Below are 18,300 nucleotides of genomic sequence, written 5' to 3'. Positions count from 1 at the left end.
TCCAAAAAAAAGCAAATTCTCTATCGAAAATCATCGGTAGAGAATTTGCTTTTTCTGTGAAAAGAGTAGACTGAATAGAAATACTGTTATATCCTCTCATGAAATCAGCTAACAGCTCGTAAATTTTAAGCTCTTTGCGAGCGATGGTAAATAATCGCCCGCACGCTCTTTCCAATTTATACGCTGTTGAACGACCTAGCAGAGTGTTTATCTTCAGTCTCAAGCCAATCAATCGATTGACTATTCTTTGGATGGTGCAACAGGCTTTTTTTGATACTCACTTTTCAACAAACCATAAAAAGCATAATCGCAAAATTTGCCTTTAAACCATTTATGTTGCCGAAGGGTGCCTTCATACTGTAAACCGAGTCGCTTCATCACGGCCGCCGAAGCGGGGTTGTTAATGTCGCAGTGCGACTCGACCTTGTTCAAACCTAAGGTTGAGAAGGCCAACTCTAAGAGTAATTGCCCAGCTTCAGTCATATAGCCCTGGCCTTGGTATGCCTTGTTTAGGGCATAACCAAGTTCGGCCCGTTGGTGTAGGGCATCCACCCGGAGGTCAATCGTACCGATCATCTTCTGTGAGTTGATGTGTTCAATCGCGAACTTACCAAGTGGATCACTCATGAAGAAGTTTGCTATCGACTCGCGTGTTTTGGCAAGTGAAGAATGGGTTTCAAAAATGAATTGTGTCGTCGTTGGATCACTAGCATACTCAAAAAGCGCAGTCGCGTCATTAAGTGTAACTGGGCGAAGCTTAATGCGCTTACCGTGCAACACGCTATGTTGTGCTAATAACATCTGTAATTTCGTATTGTCATTCATAGGAACGCCTCCAAGTAAGAGATTTTTAACAGTATAGCAAAATGACGCGACAAAGACAATCAAGCGATTGCTATAAAAAAATAAAAGATATAGAGTGATTATTTAGGTAGATGAAATTTTAAGCGTGTACAATACAGAAGCCTGTCTTTATTATCAAAGGAATGTATAGTTTTACGCTATTTATTTTTTGAGAAATTTAGTAAAAAAGGTAAGGTAGCATGATTAGAAAGTACTGAAAAGGGTTATGTTATAACAAAGGAAATCATAAGGAGGTAAGGATTTAGGTGACTCAATCGCAAATGCTTCATCCAGCGTTAGTGAAAATGATTTTGTTTAGTGGGCATCAAAAAAAGCTTGCTAGCAAAATGAGATTACCATTGTTTTTAAGTGGCAGCCAACTGGAGATTAGCCAGACATACAGTACAGTGAGCGAGATTGATAATTATCAAATCGTGTTCAAGGAATCTGCGCTTTTGACGCTTGAATTCGATACAATAGACTCAACTTTCGAAGGTGTTGTCAATCTCTACAATACGCAAACGAGTGAGGTGGTATCTCGTAATATATTTCAGAATGTATCTGCGCAGCAATTAAAAGTGAGTGTCACGCCTGGTCGTTATGACATTGAGGTAAAGGCGACGAGCGACGGTTATTATGCGTTATCCTCACGGCCGCTAATTAGCGAATATGATAATAATAACATGGTAAAGTTAAATGAATTGGATTTAGCAAAAACGAAACGGCATGTTAAATCTAGTGCGTCTGATAAAGGAAAACAGCTATATCGCTTCAGTGTTAGTGACAGTGGGGCGTTAAGACTAGCTATTAAAGCTGACAGTGCATTGATAGTGACGCTTTATACGAACGAACTGGTGACACAAGCTGTAACGTTCTGTGAGGTGTTAGACGTTCCCTTAACGACGTCATATTTGTTAGAACAAGGTACTTACTATCTTGAGATTTTAGAGGCGTGTTCACATAATCTTAGTGCATATACACTTTGCACAACTTTCGAAAAAACAGCTAATGTCAAATCGATTAAACCGCCACCACCGACGATAAAGCCACTGTTTAATGGTATGACAAATATTAAGGGTGTCGGTGAACCGTTGCGCCAAATTAAACTTGAGCTTGACGAGACCACGTATAATAGTCGGACAGACCAGAAAGGTTTTTTTGAAATAAAAACGCCGGTTTTACGTACTAATCAGCCGGTTAAGGTGTTTGCTTATGCTGTAAATGGTATTAGGAGTGATGTCGTAGCATTATTAGTTGCTAAGAGTGGCATCCTTGCATTGGAATCAAATGAATAATGGCGCAAACAAGAAGGAGGAACCTTAATGAATATTATCATCGCAATGGATGCTATGAAAGGGTCGTTATCGAGTGTCGCGGCAAATGAATTGATTGCCGCTGTGTTTAAAGCACATGGTCACCAAACATACACGATACCGATGGCTGATGGCGGAGAAGGAACAGCCCGGGCATTGCTGGCAAATGCGCCATCCGCCAGTTGGTGTCATACTGCTACGACATCCCCAATAGGGGATGTGATACAGGCGGAGTATGGTTGGGTCGCGGCGACTAAAACCGCTTATATCGATGTAAGTGCAGCCTCAGGTATTCAATTTAAGACGGAGACTGTTCATCCACAACATTATTCAAGTGCTGGTACCGGTGAATTAATCATGACGGCCTTGAATCAAGGGGCCCGCAAAATCGTTGTTGGTTTAGGTGGTAGTGCAACTGTGGACGGTGGAATGGGGCTTTTGTCTGTGCTTGGCGTTCGCTTTTATGATCGAACGGGTACTGTTTTAACTGGTAGCGCACAGCAGTTGGCTGAGATTGCCTACACTGATGTCACGCAACTCGATAAACGCTTGAAAGATGTCACGTTGATTGGTGCGGCAGATGTATCCAGTCCGTTAGTTGGGGCGGAGGGCGCTGTGTATCAGTTCGGTCCACAGAAAGGGTTTGCCCACGCTGAATTAGCTCAGCTAGATGAGGCGATGCAACATTATCTCGAAGTGACAACGGGTGAAGTTAACAGCTCGCCAGGCGATGGTGCTGCCGGCGGGATTGGCTTTGGTTTACGGCATTTTTTAGGGGCAAAACTAGTCTCAGGCGCAGATTTAATAGCTGAACAAGCGCATTTTACCGATGTACTTGAGAGTGCAGATTTGCTTATTACTGGTGAAGGTATGCTTGATCATCAAAGTTTAATTGGAAAACTGCCGCTGTCGTTAGCACGCAAAGCAAAGCAGTCGAAGGTGCCGGTTATCGCTTTGGTTGGCGGTGTTAGCGGCGATGCGGCACGATTCCGTTCAGACGGTGTAACGGTGGTGGTACCGATTGTGCAACGGGTCACTACAATCGATGAGGCAATCGACGAGGCAACAATCAATTTAACTGCTGCTGCTGAACGTGTTGCGTCGCTATTATCGTTACGCTAAAAATGTCTAAAATCAAAACTGTTATATAACAGAAAGTGACCTTTCGGAAACGAAAGGTTTTTTTGCGGTGATAAAACTGTTAATTCGGTTGTTTTTCGATTAAAAATAGCATCGAAACGTAAAAAATGATGAAAGAAATCGTTGAATATGTCCAAAAAAAGACGTCTTTTTGTAAGCGGTTACGTTATTATCTACTTTGAATTGTAAACCTTTACATTGTTTTGAGTTTGAAACTGATTTCACGTGAAAAATGCTATAAAAGCTTTTGTATCAGTGTTAATGTTGCTTTTTTGCCACCCACTTACGATGCTGTTTTTGATACTATTAAGGTGTAAAGAAAAGACAAATAAATGAAATGAGGCGTTTAACATGATTAAAACAACAGCGAACCAAACGGTCACTCAGTTATTATCTAATGCTAAAGAAGCCCAAGCAATTTATCGAACATTTACACAAGAACAGGTCGACAAAATCGTTCAAACTGTATCAGTACAGTTGAGTGCGGTTGCTGCAGAACTAGCAGAAGTAGCCCACCTTGAAACTGGCTTTGGTAATATAGCAGATAAAATCATTAAAAACAAATTTGCAGCAGAGGCGGTCTACAGCAGCATTAAAGCTGTGGCAACAGTCGGTGAAATAGCTCGTGACGAGAAAGCTAAGACAATTGACATTGCGATTCCGATGGGCATCATTGCCGGTTTGATTCCTTCTACCAATCCAACATCGACCGTTATTTATAAAGCATTAATCGCGTTAAAAACGCGTAATGCGATGATTTTTTCACCGCATCCAAAAGCATTGCAAGCGATTATTAAAGCGACACATTACGTCGAACGCGCAGCAGTGAGTGCGGGAGCGCCTGCCGGGCTGATTCAAGTTATTTCTGAGCCAAGCATTGCCGCAACAACTGAATTGATGCGTGCACCGGAGACCGCGCTCATTTTAGCAACCGGTGGTGAAGCGATGGTTAAAGCGGCTTATCAATCAGGGACACCGGCAATTGGTGTGGGTCAAGGAAATGCACCGGCATATATTGAACAATCAGCTAATGTTACAACAGCCGTTGCAACAATTATTCGTAGCAAAACGTTTGATTATGGGACAATTTGTGCATCAGAACAATCAATCGTCGTTGATAAAGCGATTAAATCAGCTGTTTTAACGGAACTGCAAAAACAAGGCGCCTACATTTTAACACGTTCACAAGCACATCAACTTGCCCGTTTTATCATGAAAGAAACAGGTGGAATGAATCCCGCATTTGTCGGTCAACCAGTCGCGACGATTGCCCGTTTAAGTGGCTTAACTATTCCAGTAGGCACAAAAGTCCTTGTTTCAGAAGAGCGGATTGAAACCATTGGCAAGAATGCATACTCGTGTGAAAAACTGATGCCTGTTTTAGGTATGTATACTGTGAACTCATGGGAAGAAGGCGTTGCGACTTGTAACGCGTTGCTCGGTAATGAAGGTGCCGGGCATACCGCCATTTTGCATTCGACCAACGAAGCATATATTTTAGACTTCGGTTTACAAATCGATGCCTCACGTATCCTTATAAATACGTTTGGCTCATTGGGTGCAATTGGTGCTTCAACAAGTTTACTGCCGTCATTAACCTTAGGCTGTGGGGCAGTGGGTGGCAGCAGCACTACCGATAACGTCAGTGTGATGAACTTGCTCAATATTAAACGCTTAGCATATGGTCAATAGAGAAACAAAAGGGAATGCAACCTGTTAGAAGCAAAAAAGCTGGAGAAAAATGAAAGTACTTAAAAGCCGTTTTAAACTGCAGTAATTGGATAAAATAACGTCTCGACTATTTTCCGTCGACCCGTTATTTTTGAAATCATCCAAGTTTAGGCTTTAAATACTAGAGGAATAAAAGTGAAATTAGCTTGATCAACGCTACCAAGCCTCAGTCTCAGACGATAACAATCGCAACAGTTGTTATCGTTTTTTGAGTGCCCTTTTTTAGCGCCGATCGTGTCGCTCTAAACATGCTATGATAGTAAGTGAAAAATACACTACCATGAAAATACATCAGAATAACAAAAAATCAGAAAGTAGGAAAGTTAAATGAACAGTCTCTTTAAAAAACTAAAATTAAAAGCAGCCAATTTAAGTGAACTCGAACGCACCTTTTTGGAGGATGTAATGGCTCAACCTGAGTTGTTTATTACGAGTACGATTGATGCCGTTGCCAAACGTCTATTTATCTCGACTGCGACTATTAGCCGTTGCTGTAAGCAACTTGAGTTTGCCGGTTACCAACAATTCAAGTTCGCCGTCGCACAAGCACTCGAACATGAGACAGAGCTAGTCGTTGATGTCAAAACAGAGTCGTTAACGAGTCAAGCCGAGCGAATCGAACGCGAAATAAACGCGACAATTACGAACTTATCAGCCAACAAGGTTGCAGCGGCTGTTAGTCACATTATGGCAAGCCGATCAATTGAATTTTTCGGTGTCGGCGCCTCGTTGCCGCTCTGTCTTGAAGCGAGTCGCAAGTTGACCTTTGCTGGCAAGTTAAGTTCAGCTCGCAGTGATTGGGATGAATTAGAAATCGTTTCACAACGTCTCACGTCAGCTGATTTAGCGATTATCATTTCGTATTCGGGCGAAACAGAGCATGTCGTCCGCTACGCCACCGCTTTAAATGAGCGTCACGTGCCGATTATTTCATTGATTGGTAACGCGAACAGCAGCCTCGAAAAAAGAAGTGTTGTTACATTACGAGCCCATGTCACCAACGCTTACTACGGCGAACTCGATATGACCTCGCGGATACCTTTTCATGTCATCCTTGAATTAGTGTTACTAGAGTACTTGAAAGCGACCGGTGTCGAACGTTAATGTGTAAGTTTTTTCATAAAATGTAACTTTTACCGTAATATTGAAAACGCTTTCTTGTCTGTAGATGCCATGCTAAAGTAAAGGTATCATAAACGACGAAAGAAGGATGCATAATGAAAAAACAAAAATTTAGTGTTGGTGAATTTTTTCAAGGATTAGGCAAAACCTTTATGTTGCCGGTGGCGCTTCTTGCTTTCATGGGTCTAATGCTCGGCATTGGGAGTTCATTTAGTAGCCCGAGTACCATCGACAAGTTTCCCTTTTTAGATTATGCCTTTTTACAGGTGATTTTTCGTTTCATGTCTACAATTGGTGGTTTTGCTTTTACCTACTTACCACTGTTGTTCGCGATGGCAATTCCACTCGGACTTGCTCGCCAAGAAAAAGGCGTAGCGGCTTTCTCAGGGTTAGTCGGTTACATCATCATGCATTTATCAATTAACTTCTACTTAACAGAAACAAAGGGTTTGGCTGCTAGTGAACATCTACGCGAAGCTGGTCAAGGCATGGTGCTTGGAATCCAAACACTTGAGATGGGTGTGCTTGGCGGTATTATTGTCGGAATCATCGTCTATCTTTTACATAAACGCTTTTACACGATTCAACTGCCCGATGCGTTTGCTTTCTTCGGCGGTCCACGCTTCATCCCCATTATTAGTTCACTTGTATTAGCGATTGTCGGCATAATTCTGCCCATGATTTGGCCGTTTTTTGCGCTAGGTATCGCAGCAATTGGTGAGCTAATTCAAAAAGCAGGTGTGTTCGGTCCGTTCTTATTCGGTGCTGGCGAACGACTCTTGCTACCATTCGGTCTTCATCATATTTTAGTGGCAATGATTCGTTTCACCGAAGCAGGTGGGACAGAAGTGGTCAACGGCAATACGATTTCAGGTGCGCTTAATATCTTCTACGCACAATTACAATCAGGCGGCCCCATTAGTCCTGATGCAACAGCCTTCTTATCACAAGGGAAGATGCCAACCTTTATGTTTGGTCTCCCGGCAGCCGCGTTAGCAATGTATCAAGTGGCATTGCCAGAACGACGTTCAAAGGTGAAAGGGTTGCTTATTTCAGGTGTACTTGCCTGTTTCGTCACCGGGATTACTGAACCGATTGAATTTTTATTCCTCTTTATTGCCCCGGCCTTATACTTCTTCCATGTGATTATGACGGGTTTAGGCTTTATGGTAATGGCACTGTTGCATGTTGTTATCGGGAATACTGATGGCGGTGTGTTGGACTTTCTCATCTTTGGTGTGATGCAAGGGACTGATACAAAATGGTACCTCGTTATCCTCGTCGGTATCATTTGGTTTATTGTCTACTACCTCGTGTTTCGTTGGGCCATTAAAAAATTCAACCTTAAAACACCAGGTCGTGAACCGTTAACGAAGGATGAAATTGAACGGTCTGACGCAGAATTAAATCACGGCAAAGGCAGTCAATATGATGCCGCCCGCATTTTAAACGCCTTAGGTGGCGCAACGAATATTGCGGACTTAGATAACTGTATTACGCGCCTACGGTTAGTGGTCAATGACATGGGTGTCGTTAACGATGCCGAACTAACGGCCAGTGGTGCCCTCGGTGTAATGAAACTCGATGCCACGAGCTTACAGGTGATTATCGGTTCACAGGTGGCTGGGGTTAAAAATGAGATTGCACACTTAATGGAGGACGAACACCATGACAAAAACTAATTTTAACGCCGTAATCGACCGCAAAGGGACGTTTTGTACCCAATGGGATTACATTGAAGACCGTTTTGGGCAAGCCGACTTGCTGCCGTTCACCGTCTCAGATATGGATGTGCTCGTGGCTCCTGCCATCATGACCGCCCTCAACGAACGCATGCAACATCAATTATTTGGTTATACCCGCTGGAACCATGCGTATTACAAAGAGGCAATTACTAACTGGTATCACGAGCGTTATCAAACGACGATTGAATCCGATTGGCTTGTATACAGCCCAGCCGTGATTTTTTCGGTCGCTAAACTAATCGAGATGTGGTCGCAACCTGGTGAAGGTGTGCTCATTCAAACACCAGCCTACGATGCCTTCTTTAAGGTGATTGAAGCAAATGGTCGTCATGTGGTCGATAACCGTTTGCTCTATCAAGACGGTCAGTACACGATTGATTTTAGTGATTTAGAGACGAAGTTAGCATTGCCGACGACTCGCGTGCTCTTACTCTGTAGCCCGCATAATCCAACGGGGCGCGTCTGGACAACAGCTGAGCTGGCAGAAGTCATCACCCTTTGTGAACGTCATCACGTGAAGATTATTTCCGATGAAATCCACATGGATATTAGTCGTGCAAGTATCGCTGTTCATCCGCTCGTGCAACAACAGCGCTATTTGCAGCACATTGCCATCTGTACTTCGGCCAGTAAAACCTTCAATACACCCGGTTTGATTGGCTCGTATTGTGTCATTCCTTCTGAGATGGAGCGTGAACGTTTCTTGTATAGCCTTAAAAATAAAAACGGTCTCTCATCGACCAGTATCTTAGGGATGATTAGCACCGTTGCCGGGTATGAAGAAGGAGGCGATTGGCTCGATGACCTTAATACGCAGATAACGAGCAATCTCACCTTAATTAAAGACTTTTTAGCAGCTGAACTGCCAGCCATTCGGTTTAACATCCCTGAAGCAACCTATCTGGCGTGGCTCGATGTGAGCGGCTTAAATGTAACGGCTGCTGACCTCCAACATGCCTTGATTAACGTCGGTAAAGTCGCGATTATGCCAGGGTCGACCTATGATCCGCATAACGACCAGTTCATTCGCTTTAACGTTGGTTGCTCACGCGCAAAATTATTAGAGGGACTGCAACGACTTAAGCGTGCTGTGACTTTTTTAGAAAAAAACAGCTGAGAGCGCTTACGAAAATAAGGGTTATTACTTGTCGCTATAACGATAACAGCGTATACTTTATGTTATAAAAGGTATAACTATTAGTTGGATATATCTGTGGCGTTATATAATGAAGGAGTGAATCGATGAATTTACGACATTTAATGATTTTTAAACAGGTAGCAAAGGATGGTAGTGTCACCTTGGCGGCGAATAACTTATTGTTAAGTCAACCGGCGGTATCACGCTCACTGAAAGAACTTGAAACCGAATTGAAGATTAGTTTATTTGATCGAGCAGCTGGTAAAATTCACCTCAATCAAGCCGGAAAGATGATTTTGGCCAAGGCGACAGCGGTTTTAAGTTTAATTGATGACATCTCAGAAATTTCCCATAAACTGGCTCAACAAAATAATTTACGGATTGGGAGCACAATTACGGTAGCGACATCACTCTTATCACAAATTATCAAAACACACGAGCAGCGCTATCCCGATAATAAGGTGACCGTTCAAATCGAAAATCCTGGTGATTTGGAACAGAAAATTTTAAACAATGAACTCGATCTAGCGATTGGTGAAGGCGTCAGTTCGTATGATAAAATCACTTCGGTGACAATTTCAGAATATGACCTCGTGTTTATTTGTTCGGTCAATAACCCACTGGCTCAAAAAGAGCGGGTGACGATTGATGATGTGCTTAAAGAACGTCTGTTATTACGCGAAAAAGGGAGTGCGATTCGTGACACCTTCGATAATTACCTTGCGATGCGGAACCTAAATCCCGAAGCACTGTGGACGAGCGTTAACTCGCCATCATTAATTCAGGCGGTCAGCGAAAATTTAGGTGTGTCGTTGCTGGCACCTGATATTGTACGCCAAGTACGGACGAATGATGCCGTTAAGATTTTAACCGTCGAAAACTTCCACTTAACGAACAGTATGAGTGTTATTTTTCGCAATGACAAAGCAAATCAACCTGGCGTTAAAGAGATGATAGCAATTGTACAAGAAATTGTGCAATGAAATGACCCCAGTCTTGGCGATAAAGACAAGAAAATAGTTAAAAAGCTCATTCACCTTCGAAAGCTGTCGATAGTGAATGAGCTTTTTTAGTTTAAATACCAACCCAACAAGACTGCCAAGTAAAAAGATAATTAGAATTAATTAAAGCAACGGCAGATTAACGGAGAAGAAGATGCAACTAACTTGAATAAGCGTCATGTTTTTAAAGGCAAAGATAATAACAAGAATAACGAGCAATAATGTAATAATTCGTTTAGGTGTAAAATAGGCTTTAAGATGCTCTAGCAGGCACCTCTGTTACAACCGTCTTAAATAAAGGAAGCGTAATGAGCAGGTTTAATGCCAACAAATAAGCACTTCATTAGTATTTCATTAACAGGAATGCTAAACTAGTTATCAAATGATAAGTGAAATGAGGTAAATCTGATGAAACGCTATCTTAAATTATATCTTAGCAGTGCCATCATTTTTTTGATTGTCGACTTAATTTGGTTAATTGGTGTGAATCAGCACTTTTATGCCCAACAACTAGGCTCATTAATGGGAGCCGTTCGACTGTTGCCTGCTGTGTTATTTTATATGCTTTTTATTGTGGGGTTATTATATTTTGTCATCCTCCCCGCCGTGGTTGCTAACCGTGTAGAACAGGCCGTCTACTCGGGTGCGCTGTTTGGCTTGATTTGTTATGCGACCTACGATCTAACAAATTTAGCCACATTGGCGCATTGGCCTGTACTCATCACTGTCACTGATTTAATCTGGGGCAGTTTTATCACGTCGTTGACTGCCGGCAGTGTGTCTTGGTTGGCGCTAAAACGCAACTGGTAGTTTATAAACAAAACAAGAGGAGACTATGAACAAGATGTTTAACATAACAAGCAACGACTTACTATACGCCTTTCAACAAGGGGCGCAAACAGTGATGCAACATACAACAGAACTCAATGATATTAATGTGTTCCCCGTTGCAGATGGTGATACCGGGAGCAACCTTGCCTCATTGATGCAAGCAATCGTTGCAATGAAGCAACACCCAGGCGAAACAAGCGCGGCCTGTGCCCATCGTATCGGTGAAACTGCCATTAAAGGGGCGCGTGGCAATTCTGGTATTATTGTTGCCCAATATTTAAACGGACTGGCAGCGGCGATACCGCCACAACCAGCAATCGCGTTGGCAACCTTTGCCGAAGCGGCCCAACAAGCAACGCGTAGTGCCTATCAAGCGATTAACAACCCGACGGAAGGTACGATGTTATCCGTGATGAAACAGTGGGGCGATCGTTTACAGCACGGTGTTCAACAGGAGCAGTCGTTTGGAACAGCCTTAACAAACGCGCTTAACGACGCCCAGCTTAGTGTGCAAGCAACGCCACAACAGTTGAAAACCTTAAAAACAAATGGGGTTGTGGATGCTGGTGCCCTCGGGTTTTACTATTTTATTAAAGGCGTGACGACCGCCTTGCTTAATCCGACTTCCGGGCCTTTTAAAGCAGCTGATATACGAGTAATCGGAACAATTACACCAACAGAACATCCGCTGACGACCGCTCCCATACAGCGTTATTGCACCGAACTACTCGTGATTGATTTAACGGTGTCGCAAGCCGAATTAAAACAATTGCTAAGCCGATTTGGTGATTCACTCGTGGTGGCAATGAGCCAACAGAGTGCCCGTATTCATCTCCATACAAACACACCTGCAGCCGTCGTTGCCGTCGTTAATCAGTATGGGCACATTAGCGAACAAAAGGTTGATGACATGGTGCTGCAATTTATGGTAAAACAGCATCGTCAGTCTCCGATTGCACTCGTGACCGACTCGATTGCAGACTTACCGGCTGAGTTTGTCTTGAACGAGCAAATCCAAGTGCTGCCGATGACCTTAAGGCTTGATGACCGCAGTTATCTCGACAAAGTGACGTTAACCGATCAACAGTTTTATGCTAACGTAAATACAACGGTAAAACAGTCGACGCAACCGCCGTTGGCCTTAATGATTCAACGACTCGAACGTCTCAAACAGGATTATAACGAAGTCATTATGGTGAGCGTGTCATCACAATTGAGTGGCACCTTTTCAGCGATGCAACGGGCTGCTGCTAGAGTCGCCAGTGCTGACTTTAAAATTGCCGTCCTTGACTCAAAGCAAAACAGTGTTGGTCAAGGTTTAATCGTGATGCAATTAGCCGAAGCACTCAAAGCGGGGCGGAATTTTGAGACGCTGATTCGCCTCGGAGAAGCATTAATTGCGCGGACGAAAATTGTTGTGAGCGTACCAAGCGTGGCCGCAATGATTCAATCTGGCCGTTTACCGAGTCGCCTCGGAAAAATCGCACAGCGGCTCCATTTGCAACCACTCATCGGTTTAACGGCTGCGGGGGCGGGTAAGGTGCAAGGGATTACGATTGGCACAAAGGCCAACGAACGCAAACTGCTACGTCATTTGCGCCGCCTGCAAAAGGAAAGCCCATTGCTACGCTATGCGGTTGTCCACGCTAATGCACCACAACGGGCAGCAGCGCTGGCACAGCGAGCAACAACACAGCTCGGCATCGCGCCAAGCTATCTTGAAAACATATCGGCCGTTATTGCAATGAGCGCTGGCGAAGGCTGCGTGGCGATTGCGGTAACAACCACTTAAGGAGGAATATCATGTCGCTCTACTTACTTGTGGCCTTGGCATTAGCCGGCTATTTTACACTGCTATTTATCATTGCTCAAATTATCCATAATAATGCCATTGTTGATTTGGCCTGGGGGCCGGGCTTTGTGCTGGTTGCTTGGATGGGTTATTTAGTGATGCCCACCAAAACGGTGCTAGCAACGATAGTCGTTAGCCTCGTTACGTTGTGGGGGCTACGCCTGTTTGCCCATCTAGCAAAACGTAACATTGGCAAACCCGAAGATTATCGCTACGTCAACATGCGCAAACGGTGGGGCAACCAGTTTCCGATGTTAAAAGCCTATTTAAACGTGTTTGTCTTCCAAGGCGTGATTTTATACGTGTTGTCGCTGCCATTGTTTTTTATGATGACAGCCGAACCCTATCCATTGCACTGGTGGCATTACCTTGGCCTGCTCGTTTGGCTCATCGGTGCCTTCTATGAAGTCGTCGGCGATTGGCAACTCCAACAATTTAAAGCCAATCCAGCCAACAAAGGCAAACTCTTAACGACAGGTCTCTGGTCAACTACCCGCCACCCGAACTATTTTGGCGAAGCGCTGAGCTGGTGGGGCATCTACTTGTTAAGTATTACCTCAGTCGTATCATTAAGTGGCATTATTGGACCGCTCGGCATTACCTTGTTGTTATTGTTTGTATCAGGCGTGCCATTGCTTGAACAAAAATATAAAGATCGTCCCGATTTTCAAGCGTATGCAGCTAAGACCGCGAAGTTTTTTCCGGGGATAAAAAAGAACGCTTAGCGCTTATCTACAGTCTGGGAGCAAACAGTTAATGTTTGCTCCTTTTTAGTTTAATGTCGTTTAGTGCCAAGTATCAGTGTGCGGATGGTGATTGAAAAATACCTATCATGAGGTAAAAGATGACACCTTTTTTTAAAAAAAGGGGCTATTCTATAAGCAGATAGTTTTTAAGGGAGTGACTGAGTTGAGACGCATTTTATCAGCAACCGAACAACGGCAATTACACTTTATTGAAATTTTAGTGAAAACAGATGGCTGGATAATCCTCTCTGAAATTGCAAAGATGATTGGTTGCTCAGATCGTATCTTAAAAAGTGATGTGTATGAGATTAATCAAAAATTCACGCCCTTTATGATTGAAACATCAACAAAAAGGGGATTACGCATCAATTATCCCAGTCATTATTCAATTGACTTTGTGTACACTGTTACCTTAAATGAAAGTACAGGATTTAACATGCTAGAGCTGTTGTTTTTTAATAGCGAGCTAACAAAAACGACAATTCAAACAGAGTTAGATATTAGCGAGTCGACGTTAAAACGCGCGGTTAAAAAGATTAACAGCGTCTTGCAAGAACATCACGTTGCTATTTCAACAAATCCATATCAGCTTGTGGGCGATGAAAAGGCTGTTCGCAACTTAATGACGCATTTCTTTAAAGAAAAATACCCAAGCGGAAATCTCCCTTTTGCAGCTGAACAACGGCAGTTTATTACGAATTTTTTCAAACTAATGGCACAAAAACTTGACATCCGCTTGAATTATCCCGATCTTAATCTCATTAGAGCCGTTACGTTTGCGAATATATTACGAATTCAAAAGGGCTTTTCACTACCAGAAGTCACTACTGATACACCTTTCAATCCGATGGTATCAGACTTGTTGGCAGATAAGACATTCAGTGAAACATTTACCGCTCTATTTGGAATAGCGTTAACGCTTGAACGTTTTTGGGATATCTTTAATGTGTTTGCACAAACTGAATTTGTCTTGAGTGCCAGTGACTTACAAGCAAAGGCATTGGCGTACCCTGATACAATCGGACAAACGTTAACAAGTATTCAGTCTTTTTTAGAAAATTTTGCGATGAAATGGCAGGTTCCGATTGAAAATGTAGAAGGTATTGCCTACCAGATATATAACTTGACGGTTTGGTCGAGTGGCTTGAATTTTATTATTAATGATAAGAAGACGGCATTTATGGAATACATCACAGCCGAGTTTCGGATGTTTGTTACCAATCTTAAAACAACCTTATCGGCTTTGCCCTTTTTAGCAGAATATGAATGGCAAGATGCGATTTTAAATGAGTTCATCTATACGACAATTATTCACTGGCCTCATTTAACAGAGCATTTGATTAACCATATTAAACCGATTAAAGTCGGTATTTTTTGTGGTCAAGAATTTCAGCAAGCTCAGTTAATTGAAACACAACTGAAAGATCGCTTTGGCCATCATGTGACGAGTCGCATTATGCGTGATGAAGACAGTGATGAAACCAAAGGTGCAATAGAAACCTACGATGTGGTGTTATCAACCGTATCAAATTACCTTGTAAAAGATACATGTACGATTGCTGTTTCAAGTCTGCCCTCGATGAAACACTGGCGCCTAATTCAACAACTGATTGAAGCCGATCAAACAAACCAATCGTTTATCGTATCTAAATTCGTAGGTTAGGTAGCCTTGTACTTCTGCTTTTTTCGTGTCATAATAGCCAAGAGAGCAGTAAAGCAAAAGTAACGGGTCAGTATCAACTGATAATGTATCTATACGCGAAGTAGTGTTGTGCATGTTCGATGCGCAACACTCTTTTTTTTTGCCTATTGAGTAACACAAAGAAAAGAGGAAATATAAATGAGTTTAATGGTAATTGAGAACTTGAAATATGAACTGCCCGATAAGGTGTTATACGAAGAAGGCAACCTGCAATTAAATGCCGGTGATCATTTGGGTTTAGTTGGTAAAAACGGGGCGGGGAAAACAACCCTCCTTAAAATTTTAATGGGCGAAGTAATGCCAGATGAGGGCCGAATTGTGTGGGGACGACGAACATCGGTCGGCTACCTCCAACAACATCTGCAATTTAGTGAGGAAGAAACCATCATGACCTACTTGAAAACAGCCTTTGAACGTCTCTATCAAATGGAGGCAGAAATTGGCGCGATGTATTTGCGGATTGAAGCAGAACCGGAGTTGCTTGATAAGATTGGTGATATGCAAGAAGAACTCGAACAGCATGACTTTTATCAACTCGAGAGTAAGATTGAGACGATTGCAAGCGGACTTGGCATTCAGGCGATTGGTTTTGATCGCCGCTTGAATCAACTGAGTGGCGGGCAAAAATCGAAGGTGATGCTTGCGAAACTATTGCTCGAACAACCCGATGTGTTGCTGCTTGATGAGCCGACCAACTACTTGGATGATACACATATCGAATGGCTTACTAATTTCTTGAATCCGTTTCCGGGCAGTTTTGTCGTTATTTCGCATGACGAGGCCTTTTTGGATGGGATTACAAACTGTATATGTGACATTGAATTTAGTCGCATTAAAAAATACCCTGGCAACCTCCGCAAAGCCCTTAAACTTAAAACAGAAGCCAATGAACTGTATTTAAAAAACTACCACCAACAACAAGAAAAAATCGAGAAGATGGAAAAATACATTCAAAAATATAAGGCCGGTTCACGGTCGACGATTGCTAAAAGTCGTGAAAAACAACTAAATCGGATTGAACGCCTCACACCACCGAGCACAGCAGCGACGGGCGAGTATGTTTTCCCGTATGTGAACACGAGTACCGATATGACGATTAGCATGCACCAACTTGAAATTGGGTACGAGCAACCGCTGTTGCCACCAATTACTCTAAGCATTACGACCGGTGAAAAAGTGTTAATTAAAGGCTTTAACGGTCTTGGCAAATCGACGCTCCTTAAAACAGTCTTAGGGCTGTTGCCATCGCTTGGTGGTGAAGCAGTCTTGCCGATGAATGGTAAAATCAATTATTTTTCGCAGGAACTTGAGTGGGATAATATTAATGATACCCCGTTTAGCTTTATTAAAGGGAAGATGCCGCATTTAACGACAAAAGAAGTGCGGAGCAAATTATCACGCAGTGGGTTAACGGCCGAACATGTCGAGAAACCGTTGGCACAATTAAGTGGCGGCGAGCAAACGAAGGTGAAACTATGTGCGATGACACTTGTGAATAGTCACATCTTAGTAATGGATGAACCGACCAACCACTTGGATAAAGAAACGAAACGTGCCTTGAGCGTTGCCGTAACGAACTTTCCGGGTACCGTCTTACTCGTCTCGCACGAAAAACACTTCTATGAAGGTGTTGTGAGCAAGATTGTTGATGTTGAAAGCTTACAGTTGAACAAAATGTAGCAATAAGTTTGGGTGGATTAGATGGATTAGTAATCATCTCTGGTAAAGGGTGTTTACTCGTCTTTTTTTTGATTTAGCAAAAAAATATTTATGCAGACACAATTTATCGACCGTCTATCTAATTTACCAATATCTTGTAGCTTTTTAAACGCTGGTGGTAGCTATTCACTCAACGTAATGAAAAAAGAGTTCCAAGTGTTTTAGTTATATAGATGAATAAATAAACGGAAAAAAGAGGTCGTTTTTTAAGTTGAAAAGTCAAATGTATAGGTTTTTAAACCAATAAGATTGATGTATTCAGATGGAGATGAATCTCTTTTAATGTGTGTATAAATAGTGCATAGACAGGGTAAGCTAGCTCTCAATATTTTTTACATCGTAGCTTATATTATGTTATGTTCTGTTCTAGATTGACAATGAAAATATAATTTGAATTCTGATATCTTAAAAACAAGCTAATTAAATATTTTCAAGGAAGGAACATTACATTGAAAAACATTGGGCAGATTTCAAAAAAATATGGTATATCGACGCGTACACTTCGTTATTACGAAGAAGAGAATTTAATCAAAAGTGTGAAGAAGCAACAACGTTTTTATTGTGAATCGGAAGTTGAACGTATTGAGCGTATTATTTATTTAAGAAAACATAAATTCACCATCAAGGAAATAAAAGATATTTTACTGCATCCTTTATTTATCGACGATCTGCTTAAATATATTTATATTCGTCGGCTAAAAACAAAAATAGCAACGTTGGAGATGGAATTAGAAAAATTAACAGAAGAAATTTCTAAGGAAAATATTTGTGGAATCGATACTTCCCAGATGAGTTCGAATATTTTAGAAGATTTAAATAGTGATGAGAATGCGATAGCGCTTAATAAACGTTTTTTTGAATTGTATGACAGAAAAGAAAACGTAACAGAAGAAGAAAAAATCGCCTTTGTAGAGTCCTTTATTCAACTGAATTTAAAACATAAGATCATTTTTGAAAAGGTTTATTTCAGATCACGTATCGATAGGGTTAAATATGTCAAGTTTGATAGACAAAAAGATTTTTTTTTCCAAATGATAAAGATATATGTTGCCCACACAAATAGAAGTTAAAGTATCTCTTGTTCTTAAGTCATCTGTTTAGTCGAAAAAACAGTTGAATTGTTCTCATCAACTTCATTTGTAACTTTTATGTATTCTGAGTCAATTGATAAGAATAAACTAAAAGAGCATTGTTCTATTTAGCATTGGAGTTCAAAGTGAATAAAAAGCAAATTCTCTATCGAAAGTCATCGATAGAGAATTTGCTTTTTTTGTTATAGTTACTAAAATATGAGTGGATTTTAACAAAACAATCCCCAATTTTAGTGTTTAGTGACTGAAAAAACAGGTAGGCTTAAAACGACTCGGAAATGGACCATTATCCTAAAGAATAGTATATGGTATTTCCTCTGAAAAAA

Annotated in this window: 14 protein-coding genes; 13 read left to right on the top strand and 1 reads right to left on the bottom strand. The window is 41.8% G+C overall.

Annotation, left to right across the window (positions count from 1 at the left end; all coding sequences use genetic code 11):
• Window positions 1-240: 240 nt before the first annotated feature.
• The gene (locus ACJYYY_RS07270) at window positions 241-825 is read right to left on the bottom strand and encodes a GNAT family N-acetyltransferase (protein WP_035315292.1); all 585 of its coding nucleotides are present in this window, start codon (window positions 823-825) and stop codon (window positions 241-243) included.
• Window positions 826-1,109: 284 nt separating this feature from the next.
• Here ACJYYY_RS07270 and ACJYYY_RS07265 point away from each other — a divergent pair, with 284 nt between their 5' ends.
• From ACJYYY_RS07265 to ACJYYY_RS07205, 13 genes are all read left to right on the top strand, one after another.
• Window positions 1,110-2,138, top strand: coding sequence for a hypothetical protein (locus ACJYYY_RS07265; protein WP_035315293.1), 1,029 nt, complete (start codon window positions 1,110-1,112; stop codon window positions 2,136-2,138).
• A gap of 27 nt (window positions 2,139-2,165) precedes the next feature.
• Window positions 2,166-3,278 carry a glycerate kinase gene (locus ACJYYY_RS07260; protein WP_035315294.1) on the top strand — a complete coding sequence of 371 codons (1,113 nt, stop codon included), beginning with the start codon at window positions 2,166-2,168 and terminating at the stop codon, window positions 3,276-3,278.
• A 369-nt stretch (window positions 3,279-3,647) separates the two neighbouring features.
• Window positions 3,648-4,988: an aldehyde dehydrogenase family protein gene (locus ACJYYY_RS07255; protein WP_051457029.1), complete on the top strand. Its 1,341-nt coding sequence runs from the start codon at window positions 3,648-3,650 to the stop codon at window positions 4,986-4,988.
• Window positions 4,989-5,354: 366 nt separating this feature from the next.
• On the top strand, window positions 5,355-6,131 hold the full coding sequence (locus ACJYYY_RS07250; RefSeq protein WP_408868777.1) for a MurR/RpiR family transcriptional regulator: 777 nt from the start codon (window positions 5,355-5,357) through the stop codon (window positions 6,129-6,131).
• A gap of 113 nt (window positions 6,132-6,244) precedes the next feature.
• The gene (gene malX, locus ACJYYY_RS07245; RefSeq protein ID WP_035315295.1) at window positions 6,245-7,831 is read left to right on the top strand and encodes a maltose/glucose-specific PTS transporter subunit IIBC; all 1,587 of its coding nucleotides are present in this window, start codon (window positions 6,245-6,247) and stop codon (window positions 7,829-7,831) included.
• Entirely contained in the window at window positions 7,818-9,011 is a 1,194-nt protein-coding gene (locus ACJYYY_RS07240) for a MalY/PatB family protein (protein ID WP_408868776.1), read from the top strand. Before malX ends, ACJYYY_RS07240 begins: the two co-directional genes overlap by 14 nt.
• A gap of 125 nt (window positions 9,012-9,136) precedes the next feature.
• A complete protein-coding gene (locus tag ACJYYY_RS07235) occupies window positions 9,137-10,015 on the top strand; it encodes a LysR family transcriptional regulator (protein WP_035315297.1) in 879 nt (292 codons plus the stop codon).
• A 426-nt stretch (window positions 10,016-10,441) separates the two neighbouring features.
• Window positions 10,442-10,843, top strand: a complete 402-nt coding sequence (locus ACJYYY_RS07230; protein WP_035315298.1) for a DUF2177 family protein — start codon at window positions 10,442-10,444, stop codon at window positions 10,841-10,843.
• A gap of 34 nt (window positions 10,844-10,877) precedes the next feature.
• The gene (locus ACJYYY_RS07225; RefSeq protein ID WP_198015771.1) at window positions 10,878-12,656 is read left to right on the top strand and encodes a DegV family protein; all 1,779 of its coding nucleotides are present in this window, start codon (window positions 10,878-10,880) and stop codon (window positions 12,654-12,656) included.
• Window positions 12,657-12,667: 11 nt separating this feature from the next.
• Window positions 12,668-13,441 carry a DUF1295 domain-containing protein gene (locus ACJYYY_RS07220; protein ID WP_408868775.1) on the top strand — a complete coding sequence of 258 codons (774 nt, stop codon included), beginning with the start codon at window positions 12,668-12,670 and terminating at the stop codon, window positions 13,439-13,441.
• A gap of 184 nt (window positions 13,442-13,625) precedes the next feature.
• On the top strand, window positions 13,626-15,125 hold the full coding sequence (locus tag ACJYYY_RS07215) for a helix-turn-helix domain-containing protein (RefSeq protein ID WP_035315301.1): 1,500 nt from the start codon (window positions 13,626-13,628) through the stop codon (window positions 15,123-15,125).
• Between the two features lie 177 nt (window positions 15,126-15,302).
• Window positions 15,303-16,844, top strand: a complete 1,542-nt coding sequence (locus ACJYYY_RS07210) for an ABC-F family ATP-binding cassette domain-containing protein (protein WP_408868774.1) — start codon at window positions 15,303-15,305, stop codon at window positions 16,842-16,844.
• Between the two features lie 488 nt (window positions 16,845-17,332).
• Window positions 17,333-17,953, top strand: coding sequence for a MerR family transcriptional regulator (locus tag ACJYYY_RS07205; protein ID WP_408868773.1), 621 nt, complete (start codon window positions 17,333-17,335; stop codon window positions 17,951-17,953).
• Window positions 17,954-18,300: the final 347 nt, after the last annotated feature.

Origin of the sequence: Brochothrix campestris (assembly GCF_046058945.1) — a bacterium.
Classification (GTDB): domain Bacteria; phylum Bacillota; class Bacilli; order Lactobacillales; family Listeriaceae; genus Brochothrix; species Brochothrix campestris.
This window is presented reverse-complemented; position numbering and strand designations above follow the sequence as displayed.

What these genes read in the sequence shown, in the direction of transcription:
- ACJYYY_RS07220 (WP_408868775.1), top strand. Translation starts at nt 12,668, where the DNA reads ATGTCGCTCTACTTACTTGTGGCCTTGGCATTAGCCGGCTATTTTACA.
- ACJYYY_RS07210 (WP_408868774.1), top strand. Translation starts at nt 15,303, where the DNA reads ATGAGTTTAATGGTAATTGAGAACTTGAAATATGAACTGCCCGATAAG.
- ACJYYY_RS07250 (WP_408868777.1), top strand. Translation starts at nt 5,355, where the DNA reads ATGAACAGTCTCTTTAAAAAACTAAAATTAAAAGCAGCCAATTTAAGT.
- ACJYYY_RS07270 (WP_035315292.1), bottom strand. Translation starts at nt 825, where the DNA reads ATGAATGACAATACGAAATTACAGATGTTATTAGCACAACATAGCGTG.
- ACJYYY_RS07225 (WP_198015771.1), top strand. Translation starts at nt 10,878, where the DNA reads ATGTTTAACATAACAAGCAACGACTTACTATACGCCTTTCAACAAGGG.
- ACJYYY_RS07240 (WP_408868776.1), top strand. Translation starts at nt 7,818, where the DNA reads ATGACAAAAACTAATTTTAACGCCGTAATCGACCGCAAAGGGACGTTT.
- malX (WP_035315295.1), top strand. Translation starts at nt 6,245, where the DNA reads ATGAAAAAACAAAAATTTAGTGTTGGTGAATTTTTTCAAGGATTAGGC.
- ACJYYY_RS07255 (WP_051457029.1), top strand. Translation starts at nt 3,648, where the DNA reads ATGATTAAAACAACAGCGAACCAAACGGTCACTCAGTTATTATCTAAT.
- ACJYYY_RS07260 (WP_035315294.1), top strand. Translation starts at nt 2,166, where the DNA reads ATGAATATTATCATCGCAATGGATGCTATGAAAGGGTCGTTATCGAGT.
- ACJYYY_RS07235 (WP_035315297.1), top strand. Translation starts at nt 9,137, where the DNA reads ATGAATTTACGACATTTAATGATTTTTAAACAGGTAGCAAAGGATGGT.
- ACJYYY_RS07230 (WP_035315298.1), top strand. Translation starts at nt 10,442, where the DNA reads ATGAAACGCTATCTTAAATTATATCTTAGCAGTGCCATCATTTTTTTG.